The following is a 19814-nucleotide window of genomic DNA, read 5'->3' on the forward strand; positions in this document are numbered from 1 at the left end:
ATGAACGCCGCACCGCGCCTTGGTGAACGCTCGCCACGAACCAGCGCCTGTTTCCACCACTTCGGGTGGGGGCGTTTCGCGTGATCGGGGTGGGGCGGCTGGGGTCCCAGCGGTGGCCCTGCGGGCGGCTGGGCAGGGAGGTCGGGGGTCCGGGGGCGGCCCGGCGGCCTCGGCCGGGGGCGCCGGCTGCCGGTGGGGCTTGCCGGGTGGCCCGGCGGGGGTGGGGCTTGCCGGGTGGCCCGGCGGGGCAGGGGGTGGGGGTCGGGGCCAGGGGGCAGGGTCTGCCGGGCGGCCCCGGCGGGGCGCGGCGTCTGCCGGCGGGGCTTGCGGGGCGGCCCGGCGCGGCGAGCCCGGTGGGGGCGGGGTCTGCCGCGGCCAGGCCGGGGTGGCGTCTGCCGGGGCGGGCCGGGCTGGCTGCCGGTCGTGACGGGCGGGTCAGTCTTTGCGGCGGTAGGACGTTCCGCCGATCAGGAACAGCAGGAGGCCGACTGAGAAGGCCATGATCACCAGGGCGGTGCCGATCGTCTCCAGTGCTCGCATCGTGACGTCCTCCTCACCGGGCGCGGCGGGCGGCGGGCCGGGGGCGGCCCGGGGTCGCGCGGTCCTTGTGATCACCGTCTCACGGCTGCGGGGAGTCGGCAGATCGGCGGCTGACGTGGGGGTTGGTCCGCGGGGCGGGCCGGGCCGGGGCAGCGGGTCGCGGGTCGCCCGGGGGCCGGGTGCGGGGCGTGCCGGGGGCCTGCCGCGGGGCGGGGACCGGGAATCGTAACGACTGCGGTACCAGTGTGCGACAGCCTGTCCGCATTGCCCGGCTCGCCCGTAGGTTGTGCCGCATGCCGAGAACCGTGCGGCTCAGTCCGCTGCTTGAGGAGCACTCCCGGGCGCTGGGAGTGGACCTGGTGTTCTTCATCGTCCTGTACGGGGTGGTGGTGTTCGGTACGGGGTCCGAGGCGCGCGGGCCGGGCGCGTTCGCCGTGATCGGGGCGGTGGTGGTCTTCCACTGGCTCCAGATGCGCTTCCTGGTGAAACTGCGGTTCGACGAGGACGGGATCACGGTGGTGCGGGTGCCGCGCCGCCGGCGGGTGCTGTGGTCCGACATCGCCGGCCTCGTCTACACCGAGCGGGGCTCAAGTGCCCCGAACTCGGGCACCACTTACCAGCTCCGGCTGGTGCTGCGGGGCCAAGAGCCGCCGCTCGGGCGGTTCTTGACCAAGGTGCAGCGGCAGGATCTCAGCCGGGGCCCGTTGCTGATGGCGCTGCCGTCCCTCGACGACGACGGCGAGACGAAGGGTGACCACCGACGGCGGCTGGTGCTGCGGGAGTTGGCGGAGCACGGCTTCCCGGCGCCCGAGCCGAGGGCGTGGGAGTTCCGCACCCCGCTGTTCAGCCCGAGGGCGCTGACCGCGTCCATCGCGATGGACATGCGCGGGGCGCGGGCCGTTGCCGTACAGCACGGGACGGACGTGTCCGCGGAGCAGCGGACGCTGCTCGACAGCACCCTGCCGGAGCTGGCCGTCGCCCACGGCGGAGCGGAAAGCGCGCTGCGCGAACCGGACTTCACCAGCTTCTTCTTCGAGGGGCCGGAGAAGCGTGCACACGCCGGCGCCTTCCTGACCGCCGCCCGGGCGGCCGTGCCCGCGCAGTGGCAGGTCTCGGAGGGCACGCTGCCGCAGCAGCCCGGGGCGGACGGGGCGCGGGCCGAGGCCGGCGCCGTCGGGGACGCGCGGTGAGCCGGCCGGCGCCCCGGTGGGCCTGGGGTTTCGTGGCCGGCGGCGTGGCCGCGTTCCTGGGCCTGGTCACGCACTGGTACAGCACGGTGCCGCCGGGCTCGGCGGGTTGGGACAGCACCGGTCACAGCTACGGGGCCTTCTCCGTGGAGTGGCTGGGCGCGGCCGGCCCGGTGTTCATGCTGCTCGAAGCGGGCCGCTGGTTCGGCGCGCTGAGGGAGTGGTGGCGGGTCCCGGCCCTCGCCGACTGGCGCCGCGGCCGCACCGCACCCGCCGACCCCGAACCCGGCGAGGGAGCCGGCCCCGGCGCGCTGATCGGCCTCGCCTCCCTGGCCCTGCTGGGCATCTGCCGCGCGGCCGTCCCCACCCATCACGTCCTCATCACCTTCGGCGGCACGGGCTCGGGCCGCCGGAACATCAGCTACGCCGTCCACGTCGACTTCGGCTTCTGGTGCATGCTGGCGGCGTGCGCGCTTTTCGTGGTGAGCGGGTCGATCGGCTGGTTCACAAGAGAACGCATCTTCCTCCCCGGCGGCCCGGCCGCCCCGGGCCAGACAGCACTCGGCCCGCTGGGCCCGGGCCCAGCGGGGGACGGCCGGGCGTGACGGGTCGGGCGGTTCCGCTGGCGGCGGCGTGAGGGGTACGCCGGGGGGTCGGACCCCGGCCCCGGCTGTCGGCGCTGCGGCCAACTAGCCCCCGCCGCACGGCGGTTGTGCGGGTCCTGCCGCCGACCGGCGTTGGCCCGGGCCGCCGGGGTCGTTCGCGTGGCCCGGGTGCGTTCAGTCCTCGCCGCCGACCAGGGCTGGCCCGGGCCGCGCCCCGCCGCGTTCAGCCCTCGTCGCCGCCGCGATGGCCCCTGCGGGCGTCGTGGTCGAAGATGCCCAGCGTCTCGCACGGGCCGCCCTCCGCGCCGATCGCGTGGGGCAGCATCGTCGGGAACTCCGCTGCCTGGTTGGTCTCCACCCGGAAGCGGCGGTTGCCGAGCAGCAGTACCGCCGTGCCCGAGAGCACCACGAGCCACTCCTTGCCCGGGTGGGCGCGCATTCGGGACGGGTTGTCGGGGGGCGGGTTCGTCATCCGCTGCCGGACGACGATCACGCCCGGGTCGGACTTCATCGGCCACCGCATCAGGCCGTGCGCCGCGTCGATCACCGGGCTGGTGACGACGTCGTCCGCAGCCGTCTCCACGAGCTGGTCGAGCGTGGTGTCCAGCGCGCGGGCGAGGGTGACGAGCTGGTCGAGCGCCAGCCGCCGCTGCCCGTTCTCGATCCGGCTCAGCGTGGACTGGCTGACCCGGGCCCGGCCGGCCAGTTCCTCCAGCGACCAGCCCTGCGCGACCCGCAGCGCCCGGATCCGTTTGCGTACCAGGCTGTCCAGCTCGCCATCCTCTTGCGTCATAGGCAACATTGTATGCCCGAGCCGCAAGCTGTGCCTATCGTCGGGAGCACGGCACCCGGAACGACCGGGGCCCGCGCGAAGGAGAGGTACGACGCCATGGCTGCGACCAACGGGACGCACGGCGCTCACGGCGCTCACGGGACCCACGGGAGCACCGCGCCCACCGCGCCCACCGCGCCCTCCGCGCCCTCCGCCCTCGCGGCCATCGCCGCGTTCGCGAGCGACGAACTGCCCGGCGGGACCGTCGACGCCGTCGTGATCGGCGGCGGCGCCGCGGGCCTGAACGGCGCGCTGATGCTCGGCCGCTCCCGCCGCTCGGTCGTCGTGGTCGACAGCGGCACCCCGCGCAACGCCCCCGCCCACGGCGTGCACGGCCTGCTCGGCCACGACGGCATCGCGCCCGCCGAGCTGCTGCGCAAGGGGCGGGAGGAGGTACGCGGGTACGGCGGCCTGGTCGTCACCGGCGAGGTCGCCTCCGCGGCCCCGGCCGCCCCCGCCCCGGACGGGGACCCGCGCTTCACGATCACCCTCACCGACGGCCGGACGGTCACGGCCCGGCGCGTGCTCGTCGCCACCGGGCTGCGGGACGTCCTGCCCGACGTCCCCGGGCTCGCCGCGCACTGGGGGCACGGCGTGGTGCACTGCCCGTACTGCCACGGGTGGGAGGTGCGGGACGAGCCCATCGGCGTCCTGGCCGTCGGGCCGGCGTCGGTCCACCACGCCTTGCTGTTCCGCCAGTTGACCGACGATCTCGTCTACTTCAGCCGGGGCACCGAGCTCGACGAGGAGACGCGCGCGCGTTTCGCCGCGCGTGGCATCACGGTGGTCGACGGGCCGGTGGAGGAGGTCGTGACCGACGGGCACGGCGCCATCGCCGGCGTCCGGCTCGGTGACGGGACGGTGGTGGCCCGGCGGATTCTCGCGGTGGCGACGCTGATGCAGGCCCGAGCGGAGGGCCTGGCCGGCCTGGCCTTGCCGACGGAGGAGCTGCCCGGCGGGATGGGCCGCCGGTTCGCCACGGGGATGGCGGGGACGACGGACGTGCCGGGGGTGTGGGTGGCCGGCAACGCGACGGACCTGACGGCGCAGGTGGGGGCGTCGGCGGCGGGCGGGGCGATGGCGGGGGCGCACCTCAACGCGGACCTGGTGGCCGCCGACACGGACGCCGCTCTTGCCGCGGCGGGGTCGACCCGCACCTCCGCATAGGCCCTGGCCGCCCACCGGCTCCGGCCCTGCCCCGGCGGGTTCGTTGCCGTCTGCCGGCGCGCTGTGGCTTGTCGCGCAGTTCCTCGCGCCCCTTGCGGGGCCGGTCTTGCCCCCGGCTGGGCCGTTGCCGGGCGCGGCGCCGTCGTGGTTTGTCGCGCAGTTCCCCGCGCCCCTATCGGGGCCGGTCCTGCCCCGGCGGGTTCGTTGCCGTCTGCCGGCGCGCTGTGGCTTGTCGCGCAGTTCCTCGCGCCCCTTGCGGGGCCCGTCCCTCACGCTCACCCGAAAGGAACCCTCATGAGTACGAACCGGGCGCCCGGCGCCGCCGGGCGGCGGGCCATCTTGCTGGCCGTGTGCGTCGCACTGATGGCCGTGATCGCCTCCGTCTCCGGCCTCAACGTCGCCCAGCCCGACCTCGCCCGCACCTTCGGCGCGTCCCAGAGCGCCGTCCTCTGGATCATCAACGTCTACACCCTCACCCTGGCCGCCCTGCTGCTCCCGCTCGGCGCCCTCGGCGACCGCCTCGGTCGCAAACCGATGCTGCTCGCCGGGCTCACCGTGTTCGGCGCCGCCGCCGTGCTCGCCGGGCTCGCGCAGTCCACCGAAGTCATGCTGGCCGCACGGCTGCTGAGCGGGGTCGGCGCGGCGATGATCATGCCGATCACGCTCGCCGTGATCACGTCCACCTTCCCCGCGGAGGAGCGCGGCCGGGCCATCGGCGTGTGGACGGGGGTCGCCGGGGGCGGCGGGATCCTGGGGATGTTCCTGTCGGCCGCGCTGGTGGACGTGGCGAGTTGGCGGTGGCTGTTCGTCCTCCCGGTCGCGCTCGCGGCCGTGGCTCTCGTCATGACGCTGCGGTCCGTGCCCAACTCCCGCGAGCGCTCGGCGCGTTCCTTCGACACGGTCGGCGCGCTCAGCTCCGTCGTCGCCGTCGTCGGCCTGATCTTCGTCCTGCAGGAGGGGCCCGAGCGGGGCTGGACGTCCCCAACGGCCCTGGCGGGCCTGGCAGTCGGCCTGGCCGCCGCGGCCGGCTTCACCGCGTGGGAGCTGCGCCGCCGGGACGGGGCCCTGCTGGACGTGCGACTGTTCCGCGAACGCTCGCTGGCCGGCGGCTCGTTGACGCTGCTGGCGGTCTTCGGCGTGCAGGCCGGCGTCTTCGTGGTCCTCTTCCCGTTCCTCCAGGTCGTGTTGGGCTGGTCGGGGCTGCTGGCCACGCTGGCGCTGATGCCGATGGCCGTCCTGATGATGGCGGCGTCCGGTCTGGCCCCGAAGGCCGCCGCCCGCTTCGGCGGCCGGTCCACGATGGCGGCCGGGATCCTGCTGACGGGCGCGGGGCTCGCCGTGATGGCCACGTTCGTCTCGGTGGACGGCGGCTACCTCTCCGTGCTGCCCGGGCTGCTCGCGATGGGGCTCGGGATGGGGCTGTCGATGACGCCGTCGACCGAGGCGATCACCGGTGCGCTGCCCCGCGAGCGCCAGGGCGTCGCCTCCGCGCTCAACGACGTGACCAGGGAGTTCGGCACCGCGCTCGGCGTCGCCCTGCTCGGAGCGCTGCTCTCCTCGGGCTACCGCGGCGCGATCGACTCCCGCCTCGACGGAGTCCCGCGCGGCACCGCCGACACCGCACGCGAGGGCGTGGCCAACGCGGTTGAGGCCGCCCACGCGGCGGGCGGCCCGCACGCCCACACCTTGATCCGCGCCTCCCAGGAGTCGTTCGTGGACGGCTGGCAGCAGGCGATGTGGGCGGGCGTCGCCGTGATGGCCGTCCTCCTCGCCTACGTCCTCACCCGAGGCCCGCTGTCCCCGGCCGGGGCCCCGAACCCGCAGGACCAGTCGGAGGACAACGAGCCGCAAGGTGCCGAGCGCGCTACGACGTGACGGTGATGCTGTCGACCCAGGTGTGCTGGCCGCCCTTGACCATCCAGATGTCCATGTTGTACTTGTGCCGCTCGGGCAGGTTCCCCGACGCCCATTTCGACGTGTAAGGGGAGTTGTGGCCCGCGGTGGTGGCGATGCGGAAGTTGGAGCTGCTGATGTCCAGGTCCGCTTCGACGCCGTAGCCGTCGGCCCAGGAGTCCGTCACCCGCATCGAGTCGCCCGGGTCGCCGCCCGAGGGATCCTGGCTCCACTCGACCCAGCCCGCGGTCGTACCGCTGAGGTCGGGGAAGTCGATCAGGTAGAGGATGTTGCCGGACGCCTGCGGTTGCACGATGACCCGCGGGGTGCCCGCGGGGTGCCCGCGGCGGGCCCGGCGCCGGGTGCCGCCGCCCCCGCGCTGCCCGCGCCGACGGTGAGCATTCCACCGCCGAGTACGACGGCCGTCGTGAATAGCGAAATTATCTTTCGGCGAACATCGCGGTTCATGTTTTGCCTTCTTTCATTCGGCGCCTGTCGCCATTGCGCATAACTTATGCGAGGCGCTCAACGCCCCCTCGACCGGCCCCGAATTCGATTACCGGGCGACCGGACAGGTCGGAAGAAAAGCAGAACGGGGTGCCCGGCAGTCAGTGGTGGGGGCGGGGGGACACCCCGGCCTCCTGGGCGGTGGCACCCAGGGTGCCGAGGTCGCCCAGGAGGACCACGTGGAGGACCGCGCCGGCGAAAGCGGCCACGAAACGGGAGATCTTGCGGGTGCTGCGCATGGGGGATCACCTGTCGGATCGGTTCTGCGGGACGCTGGACACTGCTGCTTGGGCCGTCTGACGTGCGGTGGTGCGGTAGCCGGTGGTGCGGGGCCGGGTGGGCCCGGGGGTCACCAGGCCAGGGCGTCGGTCATCGACTGCTGCCAGTACGAGGTCGTGAGCGAGTCGTCGATGTGGACGCCGTTCGAGGGCAGCGACGGGTGGCCGCCGGTGCCGACGTTCTCGCTGCCGCCGGAGGGGCCGGTGAAGTAGACGGTCAGCGACTTCGCCGTGCGGCCGTTGGTGCCGCTGCCGTCCTTGGCGTTGGACAGGGCGACGGAGGCGTAGCCGGACTGGCCGGGGCTGAGGGTGACCACGGCCTGCGGCTTGGAGTCCTCGAAGGCCGGCGGCACGGCCTGGGCGCCGGTGAACTGGAGCTCCGGGTAGCCGTAGAGGTAGCACGTCTTGCTGCCGGTGTTGGTGACCGTGATCAGCATGTGGTTCACCGGGCGCTGCAACGGCGCCGCCACCGTCTTGGTGTTGGAGCCCTCGCAGGTGGCGGTCTTGCTGCCGCTGCCGCCCGACGCCCGCTTGGCGGCCTCGGCGGCCGCGTCCGAGCCCTTGGAGCCGGAGGAGCCGGAAGAGCCGGAGGTGGCGGAGGAGCCGTCCGAGCCCTTCGTGTCGCTGGGCTCCTTGCCCTTGGAGCCGGCGGAGTCCCCTGACGAGTCCGCGGTCGACGGCACCGTGGGCGGGGCGTCGGTCGGCGACCCGCCCTTGGCGGTCGCCGTGGACGAAGGCGTCAGCGACTTGGACGTGGGACCGGCACCCTCGTCGCGGGCCCCCGACGCGTCACTGCAAGCGGTCAGGGCGAGCGCGGCGAGTGCGGCGGTCGCGGCGGCGGCGAGCAGACGGGTACGAGTACGGGTACGGGAGTTTCGCATGCTGGACATGTGGACCTGCCTCTTTAGCTGTTCCGGCTGGTGTGGTGCTTGGATGGCTTGAGCTTGTGGGGCGATCCGTCCCAGCCGCCACGGTCGGCGGCCAGTTGGGGACGCTGGAACGGCAAAACCCCCTCTGACCAGGGGGGATTCGATGCCCCTGGAACGCGGGAACGGGACGCGCCGGGACGGCGGCGGGATGGAGGAACAGGTGTCGGGGTCATCGGGGTCGGCGGACGGGCGGGAGGCCGAGGAGTTCGCGAGGCTGCTGCAGCAGCTCAAGGACCGCTCGGGACTCAGCTACGGGGCACTGGCGACCCGGCTGCACATGAGCACGTCAACGCTGCACCGGTACTGCCACGGCACCGCCGTCCCGACCGACTACGCGCCGGTGGAGCGGCTCGCGCGGCTGTGCCGGGCGACCCCGCAGGAGCTCGTCGAACTGCACCGGGCCTGGATCCTGGCGGACGCGCAGCGCGGCGTCCGGGCCGAGCCGGCCGCCCCGAAGCCGGACGCGGGCACGGACGCGGGCACGGACGCGGGCACGGGCCAGGGCCCGGTTCCGGCGAACGCCGACCCGGCCGCATCGTCCTGGAACGCTGACCCGGCCGCCGGCAGCGGGATGCCCGGCGGTGCCGCCGCGCCCGGCCCCGGGGGCCAGGAACGCGAACCGGCCGGACGTGAACCGGCCGGACGCGAACCGGCCGGACGCGAACCGGCCGGACGTGAACCGGCCGGCCCGGACGAACCCGTCGTCGTCCGCGTCACCCCGCACCCCTCCGCCCCGCGCCGCCGCCGCACCGCGATCGTCACCTCCGCCGCCGTGGCCGCCGTCCTCGTCGCCGCGGGCCTCGCCGTCGCCCAGCCGTGGAACGGGGGAGGGGACAACGCGGGCGACCAGCGGGCCGCCGGCTCCACCGTCACCACCGGCCCGGCCGCCATGGACCCGACCGCCACCCCGTCCACCAGCGGGCCGAGCCGTACGCCGTCCACCTCGCCCGCCGCCACCCACCCCACCAGCACCGGGACCACCGGCACGCCGGGCAGCCCCGAGCACGGCGCCCCGGCCGGCCCCACCGGCGGCAGCCAGACCACCGGCAGCTCCGACGCCGTCCCCTTCACCGTCCGCACCCGTCCGTACGACTACGACGACGAGGACGGCAACCCGTGCAGCCAGCACTTCCTCGTCAACAGCCCGCCGGGGAAGGTCGGCCCGCCGGCGGCCGAGGCGGACGCGCAGCGCTGGGCCGCCGCGAACAGCGCGGTGTCGGCCGGCGAGCAGCGGGTGGCGCTCACCGTGCAGGGCACGGGACCGGAGACCGTCGTCCTCGAGTCGCTGCACGTCAACGTTGTCGCGAGCGGCGAGCCGCTGCCCTGGAACGTCTACGCGATGGGCGACGGCTGCGGCGGGCCCGTGGACATCAAGTCGTTCGACATCGACCTGGACAAGGGCAGCCCCTCGGTCGGCGTCACCGGCGGCCAGCGCGACTTCCCCTACAGCGTCAGCGAGTCCGACCCGGAGGTCTTCTACGTCGTCGCCCACACCACGGCGCACGACGTGCGCTGGCAGCTGACGATGGACTGGTCGAGCGGCAAGCGCAGCGGCACGATGCGGATCGACGACGACGGGACGCCGTTCCGTACGAGTGCGGAGACCGGCCGGCCGCATTACGTCTATCCGCTCGGCGGGACGGAGTGGGTCACTCCGCTGGACTGATCGGCGGGCCGGGGCCGGGGCTGGACGAGGGCGTGGACGCGGTTTCGACGTTCCCGTTTCCGGCGCTCCCGTTCCTGACGTTCCCGTTCCCGACGTTTCCGGGTCCGATGTCCGTGACGCCCAGGGCGGCGAGTGCGCGCTGCCCGTCCGGGGTGACCGTGATGCTGCGCGGGACGCGGCCGCGGGTGATCCAGCCGAGCTCGAAGCAGCGGTCGGCGAACGCCGTGCCGAGCGGTCCTGCCAGGTGGTGGGCCTGCTCGGTCCAGTCGACGCAGTAGCGCAGCGGACGTTCCGTGGACAGCGCGCCCGGCGCGATCCCCCATGCCGCGAGCGCGTCGGCGCCCGCCGCGGTGAGCCGGTACCGGGTGCCCTTCCCGGGCGCGGAGAGGCGGTCGCCGCTGGTCGCGGGGTGGTGCAGGCCGTCGCCGCCGGTGATCCAGCCCGCGTCGAGGAACCCGCTGAAGACGCGGACGCCGAGCCGGCCGGCGAGGTGGCGGTAGCAGGTACGGGCGCTGCGCAGCGCCGCGGCCCGGGTGTGCTCGCGCAGCGACGTGACCGGTGCGCGGGGCGCCAGCTTGGCGAGGGCTTCCAGGACGCCTTCGACCTCGCTGCCGGCCAGCCGGTAGTACCGGTTGCGGCCCTGCTGTTCGACGGTGACCAGGCCGTGGTCGCGCAGCACGGCGAGGTGGTTGCTGATGGTGGACGCGGCGACCCCCGCCTCCTCGGCGAGCCGCCCGGCCGGCAGCGCGCGCCCGTCGGCGAGCGCGAACAGCACGCGGGCGCGGCGCGGGTCCGCGAAGGCGGAGGCGACACGGGCGATGTCCGGCTCGCCGAGCGCGGCTGGTTCGCGCGGCGCGAGCTGAGGCCCCGATTCCGCTCGCGCCCCCGGTTCCGCTCGCGCTCTTCGCATTGCCCGGTTGTCCATGCTTTCGATCGTAGGAGCGAAACGCTTCGACGTCGCGTGAAGTATTCCGGGCCGAATATCGAAGGCATGGAACGCCTGGAACGGCCCGAACGACCCGAACCCACGGCACGCGCGCCACGCAAAGGACGGGATCGGCCCCGTCTGCTGCTGACGGCCGCACTGTGCGCCGGCTATTTCCTCGTCCTGCTCGACGTGACGGTCGTCAACGTGGCATTGCCGCAGATCGGCTCCGACCTGCACGCGGTCGGGACGGGGACGGCGTGGGTGGTGGACGCGTACGCCGTGCCGCTGGCGGCGCTGCTGCTCGCGTCGGGCGCGATCGGGGACCGGCTCGGACACCGCCCGGTCGTCATCGCCGGTTTCGCCGCCTTCGGCGCGGCGTCGGTGGCGTGCGCGCTCGCGCCGACCATCGCGGCCCTGGTCGCCGCCCGCGCGGTACAGGGCGTCGGAGCCGCGCTGATGCTGCCGGGCACCCTCGTGCTCCTGGTCGAAACCACCCCGGACACGGAGGCGCGGGCCCGGCTGGTCGGCGTGTGGGCAGCGATCGGCGGAGCGGCCCTCCCGGCGGGCCCGGTGCTCGGCGGCCTCCTGGTCCAATCCGCCGGCTGGCGCGCGGTCTTCTGGCTGAGCGTCCCGGTGATCGCCCTGGCGCTGGTGCCTGTGGTGCGGCTTCCGGGGGCGGGCCAGACCGCGCGGGCGGACGATGACGCGGATCGGTCGGATGCGGCGCCGCTGCCTGGCGTGCGGTTCCCGGGACCGGGCAACGCCGGGCGGGGTCCGGTCTCGGGTCAGACCGCGCGGGCGGACGTTGACGTGGATCGCGCGGCGCCGCCGCCCGTCGGGCAGCCTCCGGGTCCGGGCAACGCCGCGCGGGCGGAGGGGTCCGTGGATCGGGCGGGTGCGGCGCTGCTCGTGGTGGGGTTGGGGTGCGCTGTGACGGCGATCATTCAGGCGCGGGGCGCGCTGCTGCCCGCAGCGCTGCTCGCTCTCGGTGCGCTCTGCGCGGGCGGGGCGTTCTGGCGGGTTGAGCGGTCGGCCGCGCGTCCGCTCGTGGATGTGCCGCGCGGTGTGCGGCGGATGTTGGGGGCGGCGTGCCTGGTCGGCGGGGTGATGAACCTGTGCGTGCTCGGCAGCCTGTTCCTGTTGACGCAGCTCTTTCAGGACGTGCGCGGGCTCAGCCCGTTGCAGGCCGGGCTCGGCACGCTTCCGGCGATGCTGCCCCTGCCGCTGCTCGGCGCCCCGGCCGGCCGGCTCATCGCGCGGATCGGGGTGCGGCGCACCAGCGCGGTGGGGCTGCTGGGCGCCGCCGCCGGCTTCGCCGGGATCGCGGTCACCGTCTCCGGCGCCGGCTACGTCTGGCTGCTGTGCTCCCTCGCCTTGTGGGGCGCGGGACTTGCCGTCCTCACGCCCGCGATCGTGTCCGCCGCGCTCCAAGCGGCGCCCGGGGCACCGGGGGTGGCGTCCGGTGCGAGCAACACCAGCAGGCAGACCGGCGGCGCGCTCGGCGTCGCGATCTTCGGCGCCGCCGCGGGAGCCCCGGCCGCCGCCGGGTTCGCGGGCAACGCGAGGGGCCTCTTCCTCGCGGCGGCGGCCGTCTTCATCCTGACCGCCGTGCTGTACCCGGCGGCCACCCGCTCCACCCGCTCCACCCACCGGCCCGCTGGGGGACGCGCATGACACCGCCCAAGTCCAGCCCCCAGCCCAGTGGTTGCGGTCAGGCCGTCGCCGTCGCCGGGTCGCTCGTACTGGGCGCACCGGTCTCCACGTGCGCGGCGAACCGCCGCACGTAAGCCGCGTCCGTGCTGGACGTGACCGTCACGTCGTACCAGTGGTTGGCGGACGACACGCCCCAACCGGGCACGCTCCGCGAGGCACCCGCCTGCACGGTGTACGTGTAGTGGTCGTCGGGCGCGTACGCGTCGGTGGCGGTGAACGTGACCGCGCCCGGCCCGGGGTTGCTGAACACCAGCGTGGCCTGGCCCGTTGAGGCGTCGTGCCGGGCGGTCACCTCGGGGCCGACCGAACCCGCCGTGCCGGCCATCCGGCGCAGGAAGCCGTTCGGCCCGTACACGGAGAAGTCGTAGCGGTCGGCCGCGGCGGGCATCGCCCACGTGTCGGCGAGGGTCTTGCCGGCCTCGACGGTGTACGGCCAGGGGCCGTCGGAGCGCACCGCGGACGTGACGAGGAAGGCCGCGCCCGCCGCGCCGAGGTTGCGGAACGTGAACTGCATCCGCCCGTCGACCGGTTGGCTGTCGGCGGCCAGGTCGTACGGCAGCGCCCGGGCACCGCGCAGGCCCGGTTCCTGCGCCGGCACCGTCCCGGTGGACGGCGGAGCGGGCACGTAGCTGCCGGGGTTGTCGTGGTTCGGCGGGACGTAGCCGCCGGTGCCGGGCAGCGCGGGCGCGGACGCGTTGCTGCGGGTGAAGTCGAACGCGGCGGTGAGGTCGCCGCAGACCGCGCGCCGCCACGGCGAGACGTTCGGGTTGTGCACGCCGAACCGCTTCTCGACGAACTGCACGATCGAGGTGTGGTCGAAGGTCTGCGAGCAGACCCAACCCCCGGTGCTCCAGGGCGAGATGACCAGCATCGGCACCCGCGGCCCGAGCCCGTATGGACCGGCCGCGTACCCGGAGAGGCCGCCGGTGTAGAGGTCCTGGGTCACGTCGGCGGTGGACAGCCCGCGGGCGGCGGAGGCGGGCGGGAACGGCGGCACCACGTGGTCGAAGAAGCCGTCGTTCTCGTCGTAGGTGAGGAAGACGGCGGTGCGGCTCCACACGTCGGGGTCGGCGGTGAGCGCGTCCAGCACCTGGGAGACGTACCAAGCGCCGTAGTTCGCGGGCCAGTTGGGGTGCTCGCAGAAGGCTTCGGGCGCGGCGATCCAGGACACCTGGGGCAGCTTCCCGGCCAGCACGTCGGCCTTGAGCTGGTCGAAGTACCCTTCCCCGCCCTGGGCGTCGGTGCCGGTGCGGGCCTTCTCGTACAGCGGGCTGCCGGGCTGCGCGCCCTGGTACTGGTCGAAGTACAGCAGCGAGTTGTCGCCGTAGTTGCCGATGAACGCGTCTCCCGTCCAGCCCCAACTGCCCGCCTTGTCAAGGCCGGTGCCCGCGTCCTGGTAGACCTTCCAGGAGACACCCGCCTGCTCCAGGATCTCCGGGAAGGTGGTCCAGCCGTACCCGGCCTCCTCGTTGCCGAGCACCGGGCCGCGGCCCTTGCCGTCGTTGCCCGCGTAACCGGTGTACAGGTAGTAGCGGTTGGGGTCGGTGGAGCTGAGCATCGAGCAGTGGTACGCGTCGCAGACGGTGAACGCGTCGGCCAGCGCGTAGTGGAACGGGATGTCCTCGCGGGTGAGGTACGCCATCGAGGTCGTCGTCTTCGCCGGGATCCAGCGGTCGTAGGCGCCGCCATTCCACGCCTGGTGGGTGCCCGACCAGCTGTGGTCGAGGTCCTGGATGAACTGCAGCCCGAGGTTGTCGGCGTCCGGCCGGAACGGCGGCGTCTCGTGCCCGGCCGCGTCCGCCTGGTGGAACACCGACTTTCCGCTGGGCAGCGTCGCCGGGCGCGGGTCGCCGAAGCCGCGGACGCCCCGCAGGGTGCCGAAGTAGTGGTCGAAGGACCGGTTCTCCTGCATCAGGACGACGATGTGCTCGACGTCCTTCAGCGTCCCGGTGCCGGCGGCGGCCGGGATCGAGGCGGCTCTCGCGATGCCGCCGGTGAGGACGGAGGCGGCGGCGGTGGCTCCGGCGAGCTGGAGGAACCTGCGGCGGTCGACGTTGGGCACGGGTGCTTCTCCTGACGGTCCGGTGGGGGCGGGCGGCTCAGGCTGAGACGGCGGGCGGCTCAGGCTCAGGCTCAGACGGCCCGCGCCTCGGGCTGAGACGGCGGGCGGTCTGCGCGATCGTGCGCGTTGGGGCGGGGTTTGCGACATCTCCGGGCAGGGATGACGCGCACAATGGTGGTGAGGCGGTAGTAGTGGTGTCAATGGGGCGCGCGGGGCCCGCGCCCGGCGCCGGGGGCGTTGGCACGCCGGGCCGGCACCGGGCGCGGAGCACGCGTCCTACCGCGCGGTCAGGAACTCCGCTGCCCGCAAGGGCCTGTTGACGATCCGGATGTCGCCGACGTTGCCGTGGAAGACGATGTCCACCGCGCCCGCGTACTCGTGGCCGCCCACCAGCCACGGCAGCCCGAGCGAAGTGAGCCCCGTCGAGACCCGGTCGGGGTTGTCCACGACCGGCGCGCCCTCGACGTAGAGCTTCGTGTGCCGCCCGTCGTTGACCACCGCCAGGTGCCACCACCTCAACTCCACAAGACCGTGGCCCCAGTTGGTCGTCGGGTACGTGTCGTTGAGCGGGTAGTGGTTGAACTGCGGCTCGCGCCCGTTGTTGGAGATCGCGAGCTGGAGCACCGGCTCGCCCGGGTCGGTGTTCTCGCCGTGCTTGCCCGCCGCCCCGGCCGAACCGCGGCGGCTGAGGATCGCCGCCCAGCCGTTGTTGCCGGCGTCCCAGTCGAGCGGCATCATCACGAACGTCTCGATGGTGTAGCCGCTCCTGAACGTCTCGCCGTTCAGCGGGGCCTTGTCGCCGGTGGTCAGGTACGCCCCGTGCAGCGGGTTGCGGCCGCCGACGAACTTCAGGCTGGCGTGCCCGGGTTGGTCGGGGTGGTGGTCGGCGGACCAGGTGAGCGCGTCGGCGGCGGTGCCGGGCGTGGTCGCCACCGTCAGGTCGTTGCCCTTGCCGGACAGGTCGCGGACGGTCTGGCCCGCGCCGAGCGGGGTGCCGGCGGCGCCCTGCCCGTCGAACCGCCAGTACGCGACCGTGCCGCGTACCAGCTCCTTGCTGGCCGGGCGGGCCGGGCGCACCGGCACCGGCACGAAGCCGCTGAACCGCTGCTCGAAGTCGACCGGCATCGAGAAGTTGTCCACCGGGCCGGTGATCCGGGCGTGCTCGGCCGCCAACTCCGAGCGGGATTCGGGGTCCTGGGCCAGGATCCACGGGTTGATCGTCTCGACGTCGATCGTGTTGCGGACCAGGTCGAAGTGGTAGAGCCGGATCATGCCGCCGCCGCCGAAGTAGCGGTTCTGGTAGTTGGTGATGTGCAGGAACACGTCATTGCCGGCGGCGTTCTTCTTGGTCATCCGCCCGGGCGGCCAGTAGTGGCCGTTGAGGGTGAGGAAGATCTGATCGTTGGCGTCGATCAGCTTGTCCCACATCGTCTGCCCGTTCTCCGCCATCACGGCGTTGTTCTCCGGGTCGCCGGACTCGTACGGGAAAACGTTGTCATCGTAGGGGGAGGCGACGATGTCGTGCGAGGTGAGGATCACCGGCATCTTCGGGTGCGCCTTGATGACCGAGTTGGCCCACTCGTAACCCTGGTCGGTGGTGCGCCAGTCGAGCGCGAGCACCAGCCAGGAGCGGCCGGCGGCCTGGAAGATGTGCGCGGTGTTGTAGCCGGTGGGGTCGGCGCCGGCGAAGGTCTTCGCGCGCTTGAAGCGCTGCGGGCCCATCGTCCGCAGGTACGGGGTGTCGCCGCGGCTGTCGTCACCGGTCACGTCGTGGTTGCCGGCCAGCACGCTGTACGCGGCGCCGCTCGCGTCCAGCATGGCGAACGCCTTGTCCACCTGCTGGAACGAGGAGGGGTCGGCGTCCTGGGTGAGGTCGCCGAGGTGCGCCATGAAGACGATGTTGCTGTCGGCGACACCGCTGTTGTCGATGATGTAGCGGAACGACTCCTCCTGCGGGGTCCGGTTCACGCTGTCCTGGCTGCCCCAGTAGAGGAACTGGGTGTCGGGCATGACGGCCAGGGTGAACTGGAGGGCGGTGGGGTCGGGGTTCCAGCGGCCGGCGTGGCCGCTGCTGTGGGCGGTCGCCGTATCGGTTGCGCCGGCGGTCGAGGCGTCGGCGGCGGAGGCGGGCGCGGCGCCGAGCACGCCCCCGCCGACGCCCACGGCCGCGGCCCCCGCCCCGGCCAGCGCCGCGTTCCGCAGAAACCCCCGCCGGTTCTGACCGGTCGGTTCCTGTGACGAACTGTCACCGTGAGTACACATTGGGGCCCTCTTCCCGAGTCGATGGCGTCAAGCCCGAACGACGCTAGCCAGAAGGGGCCGGAGCTGGGCAGACGCGAGATGAAGTCGGGCGATCGAGTGCCTGTCCTGGTTGGAAAGCGCGCGCCACGCGGTGGCGGGGGCGCCCCGTGATGAACGGACAGTCACCGGTGCCCGTCGCTCCCGGTGACCCCTTCGGCCCCGCGCGGAAAACACGTTGGCCGCCGGGCGCCGGCCCGGGATGATGCGGGGGGTGTCGGTGGACGTGTTCGTATGCGCGGGGTGCGGCGCGGAGTTGACGGCGCCGGTGTCGCGGGTGGCGCTGCCCGTCCACACCCACCAGCACTGGGGCCACGACCTGCTGCCCGCGCTGATGCAACCGGGCACATACGCCGTGGACTTGGAGCCGTCCGGGCCGCCGTGGCGGCTGTGGAACGAGATCGACCCGGACGAGGCGGCGGCCCGGGGCGTGTTCGCGCCGGTCGCTGCGCTGTCCTTCGGGTCACCGGGAGCGAGCGTCGTCGCCCCGGGCGACATCCGGGGCACCGTCCTGATCCCCGAGCGATGTGACGGTTACTGCCTGGGCCTGGACGGGCGGGACGGCCCCAACCTGGCCTGCGCGCGCTGCGGCCGGCCGGTGGCGACCCGGATCGACGACTGCTCGTTCCGGCAGGCGGTATGGCTCGCCCCGGACGCGGTGCGCCGCCTCCCCACCGGCAACCCCGTTGACCCGCCGGTCAGTTGGGACGCGCTGGCGGCGGAGCCTGGCACACCGCCGGTCGAGCCGTACGGGGGGTGGAGCGCCCGATGGGAGGCGGCGGCCGGGGCGGCGCTGGCGCACCTGCTGGCGGCGTCCGGGGGTAGGCGGGTGGTCCTGGCGGACAGCCTGAACCCGTACTTCCTCGGCCGCGGGCTCGACGCCCTGCTCCCGCCGGGCCAGCCGGACAAGCGCGCGGCCCTGGCCGGCCCGGGTCTGCCCGGCTCCGCACCCGACATCGCGCTGGTCCCCGTCCACCCGGTGACGGGAGCGGTGTGGCAGCCGCCGGACGGCGGCGAGGTCGTACCGCTGGCAGCCGAGGTGTGGTCGTATCTGGCCTTCCCCTACGAGGAGTTCCCCCTCCCGGCAACCGGCGGCCTCCCCGCGGGCTTTTTCCAGGACTACCCGCGCCCCCTCCACCCGATCTTCCCGTTCCGCCCCGACAACGAGGTGTTCCTCCACACCCTGTCCCGGCTCCCGGCGGTCCGCGCCCCGTGGTTGCGCCAGATCCACACCCGCGCGTACGCCCGCCCCAGCGCCTATCCGTTCTGACCCGAATCCACATGCTGGATATGCGTGTCAGTATATGGACGGCCCCTAGGTTGGTGATCATCATGTGGGCACCATGCCTGTCATGACGAGTACCGAGATCCGCACCGCGTACCTGCAGGCCGCTGAGACGGCCGCGCACCTTCTGGCGGAGGGAGCGGTGGCAGACCGCTGGCAGAAGGAGTCCGTGCTGCCGGGGATGTCGGTGGGCGGGTTGGCCGGTCACCTCGCGCGCAGCGTCCTGCAGGTCGAATGGTTCCTTGACGGCCAGGTCGAGGGCGCCGAGCCGGTGACACCTGTGCACTACTACGCCAGGCTCAAGGGCACCTCCGCACCCGACTCCGAGCTCAACGTCGGCGTGCGTGCGCGCAGCGAGGAAACGGCCACCGCCGGCCCCACCGCCGTGGCCGAGCAGGCGCGGGCCGCATGGCAGCGGCTGTCCGAGCGGCTGACAGGGGAGCCGGCCGACCGGCGAGTCGCCATCCTCCACCGACCGGGAGAGGAAATGCTCCTCGACGGCTACCTGCACACACGGTGTGTCGAACTGGCCGTCCACTGTGAGGACTTGGCCCTGAGCGTGAACGCCCGCACCCCCGTCCCCGAAGCCGCCCTCGCCATCGCGATCGACGTACTCGTCGCGGCCGCCCGCGAACGCCACGGCGACCAGTCCGTGTTGCACGCACTGACCAGACGCGAACGTGACACCGACGACGCCTTGCGGGTGCTGTAGGCGTACCGGGGATCCGGTGAACTCCCCCCTTTCCGGCCACCGGGAGCAGCAGGACGAGGACGCGGAGGGCGAGGATTCCCCTCGCCACGCGGTGGCTCGCGCCCGCGCGATCGTGCAGGATGGCGCGGTGATCGAATCGCCCCCGCCCGCGGAAGCGCTCGCCTGGGCCGCTCAGGTCGTCGGCCCAGCCGCTTCCGCCCGTACCGTGCGGCGCCTCGCGGGCGGCACGCATGCCGCCACGCATCTGCTGCGAACCGAGCGTCCCACCCGCGAACTGGTGCTGCGGCGCTTCCCGCCCGGTGACGAGGCGGCGGCGCGGGAGGCGCGGGTGCTCGAGGCGCTCGACGGGCTGGACGGCTGGGCGCCGCGCCTTGTCGGTGCCGATCCCGACGGGAGCCGGATCGGCGAACCCGCCACCCTGATCACCCGGTTGTCCGGTCACGCCGACGTCACACCGGCTGACCCGGACACCGCGGCGGCCCAACTGGGAGCCGCGCTCGCCCGTATCCATGCCGTCCCGATCTCCCGGCTCGCCGGGTTCCGCGACGTCATGGCAACGGCCTTCCCTCTTGACGTCCGCGACGCGGGCCCCGCCGCGCCGAGCCTGGCCGCTGCCGGCCGCCGCCTCGCCGAGCAGCAACCGGTGCTCACGCACTACGACTTCTGGTCCGGCAACGTGCTGTGGCAGGACGGCGAACTCACCGGCATCGTCGACTGGTCCGGGGCGTCACTCGCGCCCCGGGGCTTCGACGTGAGCTGGTGCCGTCTGGACCTGGTGCTGCTGCACGGGCCGGCCGTAGCCGACACGTTCCTGGACGCCTACCAGGAGGCGGCGGGAGAGGCGCCGGGCGAGCCGGCCCTGTGGGACCTGTTCGCCCTCGCCAACTCCCACCGCTCCGTGGAGACCTGGCTGCCCAACTACCACGACCTCGGCCGCACCGACCTCACTGCCGCCGGCCTGCGCCGACGCCACACCGATTGGACGGCCGCACGCCTCGCCACCTGGTCCGCCCGCACGTAGCGCCGGCCGCACCGCCGAACTCCCGCCCCGGCCCGTCGACTTCACCGCGTTGCGCTAGCCGGTTCGGGCGTAACCAGGGGTGTGGGTGGGGAGGGAGGGAATTCAGGTGGGGTTGTGGTTCGCGTCGCTCGCGCTTTGCAGAGCCGGGGGAGGGTCTTCGGGGAGCAGCGCAGTGCGAGCACGGTCCGGAC

General features: G+C 73.7%; 16 protein-coding genes. 9 read left to right on the forward strand and 7 right to left on the reverse strand.

Translation table 11 applies throughout. The features are described from left to right. Window positions 1-833 precede the first annotated feature (833 nt). Window positions 834-1730, forward strand: coding sequence for a PH domain-containing protein (locus tag ACQPW6_RS20765; protein ID WP_433891158.1), 897 nt, complete (start codon window positions 834-836; stop codon window positions 1728-1730). Beyond that, a complete protein-coding gene (locus tag ACQPW6_RS20770) occupies window positions 1727-2332 on the forward strand; it encodes a hypothetical protein (protein WP_433891159.1) in 606 nt (201 codons plus the stop codon). The genes ACQPW6_RS20765 and ACQPW6_RS20770 overlap by 4 nt, the downstream gene beginning before the upstream one ends. Window positions 2333-2555: 223 nt before the next feature. Here the strand turns inward: ACQPW6_RS20770 and ACQPW6_RS20775 are convergent, their stop codons facing one another. Then, on the reverse strand, window positions 2556-3134 hold the full coding sequence (locus ACQPW6_RS20775) for a helix-turn-helix domain-containing protein (RefSeq protein ID WP_433891160.1): 579 nt from the start codon (window positions 3132-3134) through the stop codon (window positions 2556-2558). An 87-nt stretch (window positions 3135-3221) separates the two neighbouring features. Between ACQPW6_RS20775 and ACQPW6_RS20780 the strand changes: the two genes are divergently transcribed. Next, window positions 3222-4331 (forward strand): NAD(P)/FAD-dependent oxidoreductase, encoded by a 1110-nt coding sequence (locus tag ACQPW6_RS20780; RefSeq protein WP_433891161.1) that lies wholly within the window; start codon window positions 3222-3224, stop codon window positions 4329-4331. 294 nt (window positions 4332-4625) lie between these two features. Further along, window positions 4626-6206 (forward strand): MFS transporter, encoded by a 1581-nt coding sequence (locus tag ACQPW6_RS20785; protein ID WP_433891162.1) that lies wholly within the window; start codon window positions 4626-4628, stop codon window positions 6204-6206. On the opposite strand, the gene ACQPW6_RS20790 is transcribed toward ACQPW6_RS20785, so the two are convergent. The 3 genes from ACQPW6_RS20790 to ACQPW6_RS20800 all read right to left on the reverse strand — a co-directional run bounded on the left by ACQPW6_RS20790 (window position 6196) and on the right by ACQPW6_RS20800 (window position 7899). Continuing rightward, on the reverse strand, window positions 6196-6537 hold the full coding sequence (locus ACQPW6_RS20790) for a hypothetical protein (protein WP_433891163.1): 342 nt from the start codon (window positions 6535-6537) through the stop codon (window positions 6196-6198). The genes ACQPW6_RS20785 and ACQPW6_RS20790 overlap by 11 nt on opposite strands. Window positions 6538-6832: 295 nt before the next feature. Further along, window positions 6833-6970 (reverse strand): hypothetical protein, encoded by a 138-nt coding sequence (locus tag ACQPW6_RS20795; protein ID WP_433891164.1) that lies wholly within the window; start codon window positions 6968-6970, stop codon window positions 6833-6835. 110 nt (window positions 6971-7080) lie between these two features. Continuing rightward, complete coding sequence (locus ACQPW6_RS20800; protein WP_433891165.1) at window positions 7081-7899, reverse strand: DUF4232 domain-containing protein; 819 nt, start codon at window positions 7897-7899, stop codon at window positions 7081-7083. 187 nt (window positions 7900-8086) lie between these two features. On the opposite strand from ACQPW6_RS20800, the gene ACQPW6_RS20805 reads away from it, so the two are divergent. Continuing rightward, entirely contained in the window at window positions 8087-9604 is a 1518-nt protein-coding gene (locus ACQPW6_RS20805) for a helix-turn-helix domain-containing protein (protein ID WP_433894605.1), read from the forward strand. On the opposite strand, the gene ACQPW6_RS20810 is transcribed toward ACQPW6_RS20805, so the two are convergent. After that, complete coding sequence (locus ACQPW6_RS20810) at window positions 9588-10529, reverse strand: ArsR/SmtB family transcription factor (RefSeq protein ID WP_433891166.1); 942 nt, start codon at window positions 10527-10529, stop codon at window positions 9588-9590. The genes ACQPW6_RS20805 and ACQPW6_RS20810 overlap by 17 nt on opposite strands. Before the next feature lie 66 nt (window positions 10530-10595). Here ACQPW6_RS20810 and ACQPW6_RS20815 point away from each other — a divergent pair, with 66 nt between their 5' ends. Then, the gene (locus ACQPW6_RS20815) at window positions 10596-12206 is read left to right on the forward strand and encodes an MFS transporter (RefSeq protein WP_433891167.1); all 1611 of its coding nucleotides are present in this window, start codon (window positions 10596-10598) and stop codon (window positions 12204-12206) included. A 37-nt stretch (window positions 12207-12243) separates the two neighbouring features. On the opposite strand, the gene ACQPW6_RS20820 is transcribed toward ACQPW6_RS20815, so the two are convergent. Then, window positions 12244-14307: a phosphocholine-specific phospholipase C gene (locus ACQPW6_RS20820; RefSeq protein ID WP_433891168.1), complete on the reverse strand. Its 2064-nt coding sequence runs from the start codon at window positions 14305-14307 to the stop codon at window positions 12244-12246. Window positions 14308-14583: 276 nt separating this feature from the next. Further along, window positions 14584-16569: a LamG-like jellyroll fold domain-containing protein gene (locus ACQPW6_RS20825; RefSeq protein WP_433891169.1), complete on the reverse strand. Its 1986-nt coding sequence runs from the start codon at window positions 16567-16569 to the stop codon at window positions 14584-14586. Window positions 16570-16810: 241 nt separating this feature from the next. Between ACQPW6_RS20825 and ACQPW6_RS20830 the strand changes: the two genes are divergently transcribed. The 3 genes from ACQPW6_RS20830 (at window position 16811) to ACQPW6_RS20840 (ending at window position 19623) form a co-directional block, all read left to right on the forward strand. Continuing rightward, complete coding sequence (locus ACQPW6_RS20830; protein WP_433894606.1) at window positions 16811-17875, forward strand: hypothetical protein; 1065 nt, start codon at window positions 16811-16813, stop codon at window positions 17873-17875. 82 nt (window positions 17876-17957) lie between these two features. Next, complete coding sequence (locus tag ACQPW6_RS20835; RefSeq protein ID WP_433891170.1) at window positions 17958-18602, forward strand: maleylpyruvate isomerase N-terminal domain-containing protein; 645 nt, start codon at window positions 17958-17960, stop codon at window positions 18600-18602. A 16-nt stretch (window positions 18603-18618) separates the two neighbouring features. Further along, window positions 18619-19623, forward strand: coding sequence for a phosphotransferase family protein (locus ACQPW6_RS20840; RefSeq protein WP_433891171.1), 1005 nt, complete (start codon window positions 18619-18621; stop codon window positions 19621-19623). The last annotated feature ends 191 nt before the right edge of the window (window positions 19624-19814 follow it).

The organism is Streptomyces sp. CA-111067 (assembly GCF_050956065.1).
Classification (GTDB): domain Bacteria; phylum Actinomycetota; class Actinomycetes; order Streptomycetales; family Streptomycetaceae; genus Actinacidiphila.

What these genes read in the sequence shown, in the direction of transcription:
- ACQPW6_RS20780 (WP_433891161.1), top strand. Translation starts at nt 3,222, where the DNA reads ATGGCTGCGACCAACGGGACGCACGGCGCTCACGGCGCTCACGGGACC.
- ACQPW6_RS20765 (WP_433891158.1), top strand. Translation starts at nt 834, where the DNA reads ATGCCGAGAACCGTGCGGCTCAGTCCGCTGCTTGAGGAGCACTCCCGG.
- ACQPW6_RS20805 (WP_433894605.1), top strand. Translation starts at nt 8,087, where the DNA reads ATGGAGGAACAGGTGTCGGGGTCATCGGGGTCGGCGGACGGGCGGGAG.
- ACQPW6_RS20785 (WP_433891162.1), top strand. Translation starts at nt 4,626, where the DNA reads ATGAGTACGAACCGGGCGCCCGGCGCCGCCGGGCGGCGGGCCATCTTG.
- ACQPW6_RS20835 (WP_433891170.1), top strand. Translation starts at nt 17,958, where the DNA reads ATGACGAGTACCGAGATCCGCACCGCGTACCTGCAGGCCGCTGAGACG.
- ACQPW6_RS20795 (WP_433891164.1), bottom strand. Translation starts at nt 6,970, where the DNA reads ATGCGCAGCACCCGCAAGATCTCCCGTTTCGTGGCCGCTTTCGCCGGC.
- ACQPW6_RS20815 (WP_433891167.1), top strand. Translation starts at nt 10,596, where the DNA reads ATGGAACGCCTGGAACGGCCCGAACGACCCGAACCCACGGCACGCGCG.
- ACQPW6_RS20810 (WP_433891166.1), bottom strand. Translation starts at nt 10,529, where the DNA reads ATGGACAACCGGGCAATGCGAAGAGCGCGAGCGGAACCGGGGGCGCGA.
- ACQPW6_RS20800 (WP_433891165.1), bottom strand. Translation starts at nt 7,899, where the DNA reads ATGTCCAGCATGCGAAACTCCCGTACCCGTACTCGTACCCGTCTGCTC.
- ACQPW6_RS20830 (WP_433894606.1), top strand. Translation starts at nt 16,811, where the DNA reads ATGCGGGGGGTGTCGGTGGACGTGTTCGTATGCGCGGGGTGCGGCGCG.
- ACQPW6_RS20775 (WP_433891160.1), bottom strand. Translation starts at nt 3,134, where the DNA reads ATGTTGCCTATGACGCAAGAGGATGGCGAGCTGGACAGCCTGGTACGC.
- ACQPW6_RS20825 (WP_433891169.1), bottom strand. Translation starts at nt 16,569, where the DNA reads ATGTGTACTCACGGTGACAGTTCGTCACAGGAACCGACCGGTCAGAAC.